The sequence below is a fragment of the Trabulsiella guamensis ATCC 49490 genome (assembly GCF_000734965.1).
Lineage (GTDB): Bacteria > Pseudomonadota > Gammaproteobacteria > Enterobacterales > Enterobacteriaceae > Trabulsiella > Trabulsiella guamensis.
In genome coordinates, this window is record NZ_JMTB01000118.1 from 20955 (window position 1) to 29493 (window position 8539).

Below are 8539 nucleotides of genomic sequence, written 5' to 3' on the forward strand. Positions count from 1 at the left end.
AAGTAAATGCTACTGAAACAACGGGTAGCCTGGGTTGAAGGTATGTTGATGGAACCACAACACTTTCAACAACAGGAGCGCCATTTAGAATATTTAATCGATATGCGGGCACGTAGTCTCAGCGCCCAGGCCTGGGGTTTTCATCGCTTAAGTATCAATCAGGGACTGCTGGATCAGGGAAAGGTGGCGATCAGTAAAGCCAGGGGCGTTTTCCCTGATGGAACGCCATTTTGCCTGGGTGATGACGACCCATTACCATTGCCTTTTGAACCAGGCGAAAACTGTCAGGGCAACGTGATTTGTCTGTCGACACCGATGGATTTGCTGGGCAATACCTTTATCGATCTTACCCGGAGTAAAGGCAAAAGCCGCTTCGGGGTTATCGAAGCGGAGATCCCTGACAGAAATCATGGTATCGCTACTGAAGGCACACCGTTACTGGCGTCTATGCAGCTGGGTCAGCTGCAGTCCAGTCTTAATTTCAGAAATGCGATCAGTGATGCCGAAACATTGTTGCCGGTTGCTTACATCAAGGAACGTACCCGGGATGGGCGGCTGATTCTGGATGATAAATTTCTTCCACCGATGATTGATTTTCGTGCAACGGGGTGGATCGAAAGCGCAACGACCGAGTTGCTCGGTTTACTTTTACAACGGCTTGAAGCTGTCTACCGCCCGGATGTTCCTTTATCTATTGGCGGGCTTTCAGAATTACTGGAACTTCTGTTACTCCAGTCCTTAAGTGAATACAACTTACAACTGAATCACCTGCTTTCTCTTCCGCAAGTGCATCCTGAAGTTTTATTTCACACCCTGTTAGGATTATTAGGCCGGTTGAGTACCATTCCGGGAGGGGAGAAAGCCTGGGGACGACAGGACTTAATTTATTCGCACAACGAACCACATAACGGATATTTCACGCTATTTGCCGCCCTTCGTCGCGCCTTGTCGCTGGTCATTGAGGCTCCGGCGGTCGCTCTGCCTTTCTCTGAGCGAGGCGACAATATTTATCTGTGCCAGAACGATCCGCAACTTCGTCTGGAAAAACTCATTTTTACAGTAACTACCAATTTGCCTGCGGATACTGTTCGTACCTATTTCCCGGCTCAAACCAAGTTAGGCCCTGTGGAGAAGATTGTTCAGTTGATCGATCTTCAACTGCCTGGGGTACGCATGCTACCGATGGCCTCTCCGCCACGTCATATTCCTTATTATCCCAACAGCGTCTATTTCGAAGTAGACAATGCCGATGCGATGTATCGGGAAATGATGGCGGGAAGCGCTATCGCACTCAGTATTGTTGGTGATTTTCCAGAGTTGCGCTTTGAGGCCTGGGGACTGCGGCAAGGGAGGGTGGGATGAATGAGTTTGAACGCCAGATCCGTGAGGCGATCTCGGCAGCACGAACAGGTGCAAAACATGCAGAGCAGTCACTGACAAGCCCTATCTGGCAAGCCAAGAGCAGCATGGCTTCAATGAGTGGCCTGCTACCCAAAGGAAGTAGCCGGAATAATTCGAATCAGGAGAATGAGTCTGACGATATACCGGAAGACACTCGGGAAATTGAACAAAATAAATCAGGTGATACGGCCAAAAATCCGCCATCTGATGCGTTCATGCGAAATGCGATGACTCGTTCCGGACGAGACGAAACAGGAACACGACGCGTCAGCATCGAACGGCCCGGTATTTCACACGGATTGTGGGGAAACCCATACATTGCTGCAGCAATGCCCCTGTTATTGCTGGTAGAGCGTTTGCGTGGCCAGCGTTCATTAACCTTTGAAGAGGCGCGCTCGCAGATTGTCCGGGAATTACAGCATTTTCAGCAAAATTTGCAAAAGCAAGGAAAACCACCGGAGGATATTAATCATATTTCCTACCTTCTTTGTACTTACATTGATGCCATTTTGTCGGATAAACAGGTGACATCGCTGAGTCTGCTCGTTGAGTTTCATCGCGATGCATGGGGGGGCGAGGATTGTTTTGAGCACCTGCAAACCTATATGGAAGCTCCGCAGCGCAACAGAGAACTGCTGGAATTCTATGATTTGATTTTGTCTTTAGGATTTGAAGGTAAGTATCAGATGGAAGAGCGGGGAAGTGCATTACTTCTGGATCTTCGAACCCATCTGAATTCATTACTTTATGGGCATAACCCCACTCAGTATCTGACCACGGCTACCAGTGAAAGTGTTACACCAAGACGCCGCAGGTTGAAGGCGATTAAGGTCCTCCTGTGTGGATTGTTAATCTGCCTGGTAGCCTATGGGATCACCGCCTGGTATCTCCATGAGCAGGCGCGCAAGATCCGTAACGATATCCTGGCATGGGTTCCTCCTGAACCTCGCAAAATCAACATCATGGAAACGTTGCCTAATCCATTATCCCAAATCCTTAATGAAGGATGGCTGGAGGTGCGTAAAGACCCTCGCGGATGGTTGCTGATATTTACCTCGGACGGCGCATTCCGGACTGGTGAAGCTCAGCTGTCAGAATCGTTTTTGCAAAAACGCAATATCGAACGCCTGGGCGCTGCGCTGGCACCCTGGCCGGGAGATTTGGAAGTTATTGGCCATACGGATAACCAACCATTCCGCAACAGCAAAGTGAATTCAAACCTGAAATTGTCCGAAGCACGCGCCGAGGTGGTTGCTGACAAGCTCAGAGAAACCACCAATATCAACCAGACTCATCAACGAGTGATTTCTTCTGTTGGTCGGGGCGAAAACGAACCACTCGCGGATAACTCTACTGACGAAGGACGACGCCGTAACCGACGTGTTGACATTCTCTGGAAGATTGGACAGCGCGAAGCTGATGAGGCCATGAAAGATTTTCTGCAACAATCAACGGTAACACCGGTAACACCGCGTCCGGTGGATAAACAATAGGGACAGATATGATACGCCGTTTCTTTATATTGATTATTGCTCTGGTGATTTGTTATGCGGTCTGGTGGGTCGGCCCGTTAATTGCCATAGGTTCGTTTTTCCCTTTGGGGGGAGAATTAATCCGCCAGATTATCATTGGCTTAATTCTTTGCTGGGCGCTCTGGCCATTTGTCGCCGTTTTTATCAGCTGGATATTTCGTCATGCCAGAGCACCTTTACCAAAGCGCAAGAAAAAAACATTGCAACTGGATCGCGTCTCGGCCCGTTTCTTTGACGCACTCCATACTTTGCAACTGGTCAGTCTTGCAGGCAAAAAAACTTATTGGGAACGCTGGCAACTTAAACGGAAGAAACAATATATCGATGAAAAACCCTGGTTTCTGATTATCGGTCCTCCGGGGAGTGGCAAGACATCGATGATTTATGAAAGTGGTGAACACTTCGTATTGTCAGAGCAATATGGACTGGCTAAAACCAGTGATATTGGGCCTACTCAGGATTGTAATTTATGGCTGACGGAACGGGCTGTCTACGTTGATACAGCAGGTGAATGGGTTCTGTTACATGGGCAAAGCGAAGAGGCCGGAGATGCCAGACAAAAGCTATTTAGCTTGATCCGTAAGTACCGCCGTTACCCTGGTATTGACGGCGTTATCTTGTGTCTGGATGTTGTGATGTTGCTGAATGCTTCATTGACAGAGCGCAAAACCTTAGCCGACACCCTGCGTGTACGTATCCTGGAAGTAGCTTCGTTGTTTCACACGGATATTGCCGTCTATCTGATACTGAATAACATCGACAAACTTCCCGGGGGAGAAACATTTCTGGCGATGATGAATGATGACTTGTTAGCCGATGGGTTAGGGATCACCATGACGCGCAGCCAGAGTGGGCACAATGATTTTTCCGTCGATGAAACCAGCTATAAAGAACTCCTGCTCAGGATCAGTCAGTATGTACTGGAAATTATTCACAATGCTCCGGATGAAAAAACTCGTCATCAGCTTTTATTATTTACCGAAAGCTTAGGCGCTCTGCAAAAACCCTTATTTGCGTTACTGGAACAAGTATTCCCGGTTTCTCCTGTCGGTTATTCAGGGTGTTTACGCCAGTTGTGGTTGGGATGTACGCAGCCACTGAAACCCTGGGAGTCGATATTCAATCCAAACTCAGTAGATATTTATGAGGATCGTCCCTGCGGTGGTGTTTATTATCCAGTATTAAGCCATGCAATTAATGAACGAGGCGTTTTGCATGCAACGGGGCCTTTGCCACTGCGTAATCGGTTATTTAATATTGCACGCCACACCACAGTTGTGGTGGTTCTGCTCGTTCTTAGCTTCTTATTAGCCGTACGTTATTTCTGGGAATGGGATTACATCGCTTATGCCACGGCGCGTTTTGATGAAACAAAACGTATTGTGCGAGATATCCCACTTACCAGTCAGATTAATGACGATCTCGTCGCAGCTTATGAACAGTTGGGGTATATCAGTACACAATTTCTGGAGAGTTCTCCTCCGGTGATGACGCCTTACTTTGAACATAAGTTGCTCAGTCATGCAATGCTTCAAACCTATCATCGGCATTTGTATAAAATATTCTGGCCAGCGGTAGAACATTATATCGCTAATGAGTTGAATAAAAACACGCTTGCCTCTGATGCTGATGTTTATGACACCCTGAAAGTTTACATGATGCTAGGTTATCCAGAGCATAGGGATGCCGAGGCTCTGGAAAACTGGTTCATGGCACGCTGGAATGAATTTGCCCCCCAGGGGTATACGGAAAATGACCGTAACTTGTTCCGGTATCATTTGAGTGAGTTATTTAAAGACACGTCTGCGGGGGCGCCAAAGGCAAAAATAGATGCTGAACTCGTGCGAATAGCACGGGTGAAGTCTATGCGAATTCCTATTCATATGCGTGTCGTACGCCGTATTCAGGATAAGCCGCTGCCGCCCCGGATTGAAGGGGTAACGTTGGCTGACGCTGGTGGGCCAAGCGTCACACCGATGCTACGCCGTAAAAGTCAGAGCACGGTAACTGATATTGCTATCCCGGGTTTTTATACGCGAGCCAGCTATTTTGATGTTTTTCTCCCGCAACTCCAGGAAGAGTCAAGGGCGATGATTAAAGAAGAAAGCTGGGTGTTAAGTGACAGTCGGGCAACACAAGGTGAAGTCGAGTTGCTGGCGGCGACACAAAAGCTTGCTGATGAATCTCGCAAATATTATCTGCTGGAATATGCCAATCAGTGGGATAACTTTTTGAAAGATATTCGTGTTCGTCCAATTAGTGATTTGGATGATGCGGCGTTGCTGGCACGACAGTTTTCAGACCCCTCTTCACCGCTGGCTAATCTGGTTCGGTTTGCCACCAGAGAGACCACGTTGATCCCTGAAACACAAGGGGATGTCACCAGTTGGTTTGAAAAACAGCGTAACCGTCTGACACAAACGCGGCGCAGCATTCTGGATGAAATGACCGGCGAGCGTTCCCGTTTCCGTCTTACACCGGAAAAAAGCGTAGCCGATCGCTTTGAATTGCTCAGGAGATTGGGTATTTCCTTACAACAGGCGCCTTCAGGAAGTAACAGTGATCCGTTGGGGAGACTCTTTGAGCAGATCTACAACAAGCTAATTACGATGTCCACCTCGCTGCGTGCCGGGCAAATATTACCTCAAAACAGCGACTTTAATCGGTTGACGATCGACATGGCGCGGCAGCCTGAACCCATCCGTAGCGTAATGATGGATTTACTCTCAATGGGGCAAACGCAAAGCCTACAACAAAGTAAGCAAAATTTGACGAAGGGTGTTTCATCTATTGCCTCTGATCTGTGTCGTAATGCTATCAGTGGCCGTTACCCCTTCAACCGTTCTGCAACTGAAGAAATAGGGATTAATGATTTCAACAGAATGTTTGGCCGGACTGGCGCAATGCAGGAATTCTTCGATGAGAATCTGGCATCCTACGTCAATACCAATGGTAGTAAATGGAAGGTCAAACCCGAAAGTTCGGGAGTAGTACCGGAAAAAACGATTAAGTCTTTTGAAAGCGCTGCGCTGATACGGGACACGTTTTTTAATGAAGCGGGCCAGGTTGGTATGTCAATGATTATCCGGCCAATATCACTGACACCTTCTATTATGGAGGCCGTACTTGATATAGACGGGCAGGTCATTCCCTACAGCCATGGATTTAGTCAGCCAGTACGTGTGAACTGGCCCGGACCAAAGGGTGGGGTTTATATCCGGCTGACATTTAAGACTCAGGATGGCCGGACTGAAGCGGTCAGTTTTGATGGCCCATGGGCAATTTTCAGGATGTATGACGCCAGCAATCCTGTCCAGCTTAGTGGTAATAGTCGCGAACTTACAATTGCGATGAATTCAGTTAATGGATTTTTCAAGATCGAATTAAGTTCGACTATGAAAGATTATCCATTATGGTCGAGGGCGTTAAGCCAATTCTCATGTCCTGGTAGTATTTAACCGTGAAAAAGGAACTTATTTATGTTAGATCCGAAAAATCTACAATCCGTAATGAAAGACAGTTCGGAGCTTGGCAAAAACGCACAAGCTGATCTGGAAAAGCCTTTTGCAGAAGGAATGAAAAACATGCAAATGTCTGGTTCAGACTCCGCGCGAGATATTATGAACTCCGTCAATGCAACCTGCAAAAAAATGATGGACGACATGAATGGCGTATTTAGTGGTTTACAGGATAATGTTGATGCTCATCAAAAAATGCAACAAGAGGAGCGGCCAAAAGATTTTGAAACGGCAATGAGCGATTTACGACTTAAACTCTCTACCGGCTTCCCTCAGGAAATGAAAGAATTATTTGATAAGATGCCTAAAATTAAATAATTCATGATTATCAAAAAAAGGGGCGATTATCGCCCCTTTTTTAAACGAATAATGTATTACCCGATGTCTTTCATCACACTATCTCTTCGCTATTTCTGCTTGCTGCTTTCCAGATTTTCTACCTGCGGCAGACCATTGCCCGCATTAGACGAAAGCAGCCCGGTTTCCGCATAGCTGAACAGTTTTTCACGGGTGTCGGTGATGTCCAGATTACGCATGGTCAACTGCCCGATACGATCGTCCGGCGAGAAGACGGAGTCGCCTTTTTCCATCGTCAGACGTTCCGGCTTGTAGGTCAGGTTGTCAGAGACCGTGTTGAGGATCGAGTAGTCATTGCCGCGCCGCAGTTCGAGCGTCACTTCACCGGTAATCGCGCTTGCTACCCAACGCTGCAACGCGTCACGCAGCATCAGCGCCTGCGGATCAAACCAGCGACCCTGATACAGCAGTTTGCCCAACTGACGACCATGAGCATGATATTGCTCGATGGTGTCTTCGTTATGAATGCCGGTCAGCAGACGCTCGTAGGCGATATGCAGTAGCGCCATGCCCGGGGCTTCATAAATGCCACGGCTTTTGGCTTCAATGATACGGTTTTCGATCTGATCGCTCATGCCCAGACCATGGCGGCCACCGATGCGGTTAGCTTCCATCATCAGTTCCACGTCATTACTGAACGTTTTGCCGTTCAGGGCGACAGGATGACCATGCTCGAAACGGACGGTTACCTCTTCCGCCGGGATCTTCACGCTCTCGTCCCAGAACTTCACACCCATAATAGGATTGACGATTTTCACGCTGGAGTTCAGAAACTCCAGGTCTTTCGCTTCATGGGTGGCGCCAAGCATGTTGGAGTCGGTGGAATAGGCTTTCTCGACCGACATCTTATAGTTGAACCCGCAGGCAATCATGAACTCGGACATCTCATGACGACCACCCAGTTCATCAATAAAATCGGTATCAAGCCACGGCTTGTAGATTTGCAGATCAGCGTTGGTCAGCAGGCCATAGCGATAAAAACGCTCGATGTCGTTGCCTTTGTAGGTGCTGCCGTCGCCCCAGATATTCACACCGTCTTCTTTCATGGCGGCGACCAGCATGGTGCCGGTGACGGCACGGCCCAGCGGCGTGGTGTTAAAATAGGTCAGACCGCCGGTGGTGTTATGGAATGCGCCACACTGAATGGCGGCAATGCCTTCGGCGACCAGCTGTTTACGGCAATCGATCAGGCGGGCGTTCTCGGCGCCGTATTCCATTGCGCGACGCGGAATGGCGTCATAATCGTCTTCATCCGGCTGACCCAGATTCGCAGTATATGCATAAGGAACCGCACCTTTTTTTCGCATCCACAGCAGTGCGGCGCTGGTGTCCAGCCCGCCTGAGAAAGCGATACCAATACGTTGACCTGTAGGAAGATGCTTGAGAATCGTCGTCATAAATAGAACCCTGCTAGCCAGACTATGATGAAACTGCCGTTAAGCTCTAATTGCATTTTTATGCAGTTTAAGTGAGTTTTCATTTAATCATCTTTTGGGCATGACAGGAAGTGATTCACGCATTTTTCTTGAATTTTTCTTCCGCCGCCCTCATATGAGTATGCATAAGCGTAGTGGATCTATGCTGATTGCGGAGAAGAGAAGGGGTGGGTTGACAGATCACATGATTTTTCAATATACTGCCCCCCGATTTAACGTCCCGTCTTCGGTACCAAATCCCAGCAGTATTTGCACTTTTTACTCCGTATGAGTAAAATATGCCACGTTTCAGGCG

The 8539-nt window shown here is 48.0% G+C and carries 5 protein-coding genes; 4 read left to right on the forward strand and 1 reads right to left on the reverse strand.

Going from position 1 to position 8539, the window contains the following annotated elements:
- The first annotated feature begins 6 nt into the window (after positions 1-6).
- The 4 genes from tssK to GTGU_RS21520 are packed head-to-tail and all read left to right on the forward strand — an operon-like array spanning position 7 to position 6769.
- The gene (tssK, locus tag GTGU_RS21505) at positions 7-1362 is read left to right on the forward strand and encodes a type VI secretion system baseplate subunit TssK (protein WP_038162317.1); all 1356 of its coding nucleotides are present in this window, start codon (positions 7-9) and stop codon (positions 1360-1362) included.
- Complete coding sequence (gene icmH / locus GTGU_RS21510) at positions 1359-2894, forward strand: type IVB secretion system protein IcmH/DotU (protein WP_051857421.1); 1536 nt, start codon at positions 1359-1361, stop codon at positions 2892-2894. The genes tssK and icmH overlap by 4 nt, the downstream gene beginning before the upstream one ends.
- 8 nt (positions 2895-2902) lie before the next feature.
- The gene (gene tssM / locus GTGU_RS21515; protein WP_038162319.1) at positions 2903-6391 is read left to right on the forward strand and encodes a type VI secretion system membrane subunit TssM; all 3489 of its coding nucleotides are present in this window, start codon (positions 2903-2905) and stop codon (positions 6389-6391) included.
- Positions 6392-6412: 21 nt separating this feature from the next.
- On the forward strand, positions 6413-6769 hold the full coding sequence (locus GTGU_RS21520) for a DUF6277 family protein (RefSeq protein ID WP_038162322.1): 357 nt from the start codon (positions 6413-6415) through the stop codon (positions 6767-6769).
- A gap of 89 nt (positions 6770-6858) precedes the next feature.
- Here the strand turns inward: GTGU_RS21520 and argG are convergent, their stop codons facing one another.
- Positions 6859-8205: an argininosuccinate synthase gene (argG, locus tag GTGU_RS21525; protein WP_038162323.1), complete on the reverse strand. Its 1347-nt coding sequence runs from the start codon at positions 8203-8205 to the stop codon at positions 6859-6861.
- Positions 8206-8539 lie beyond the last annotated feature (334 nt).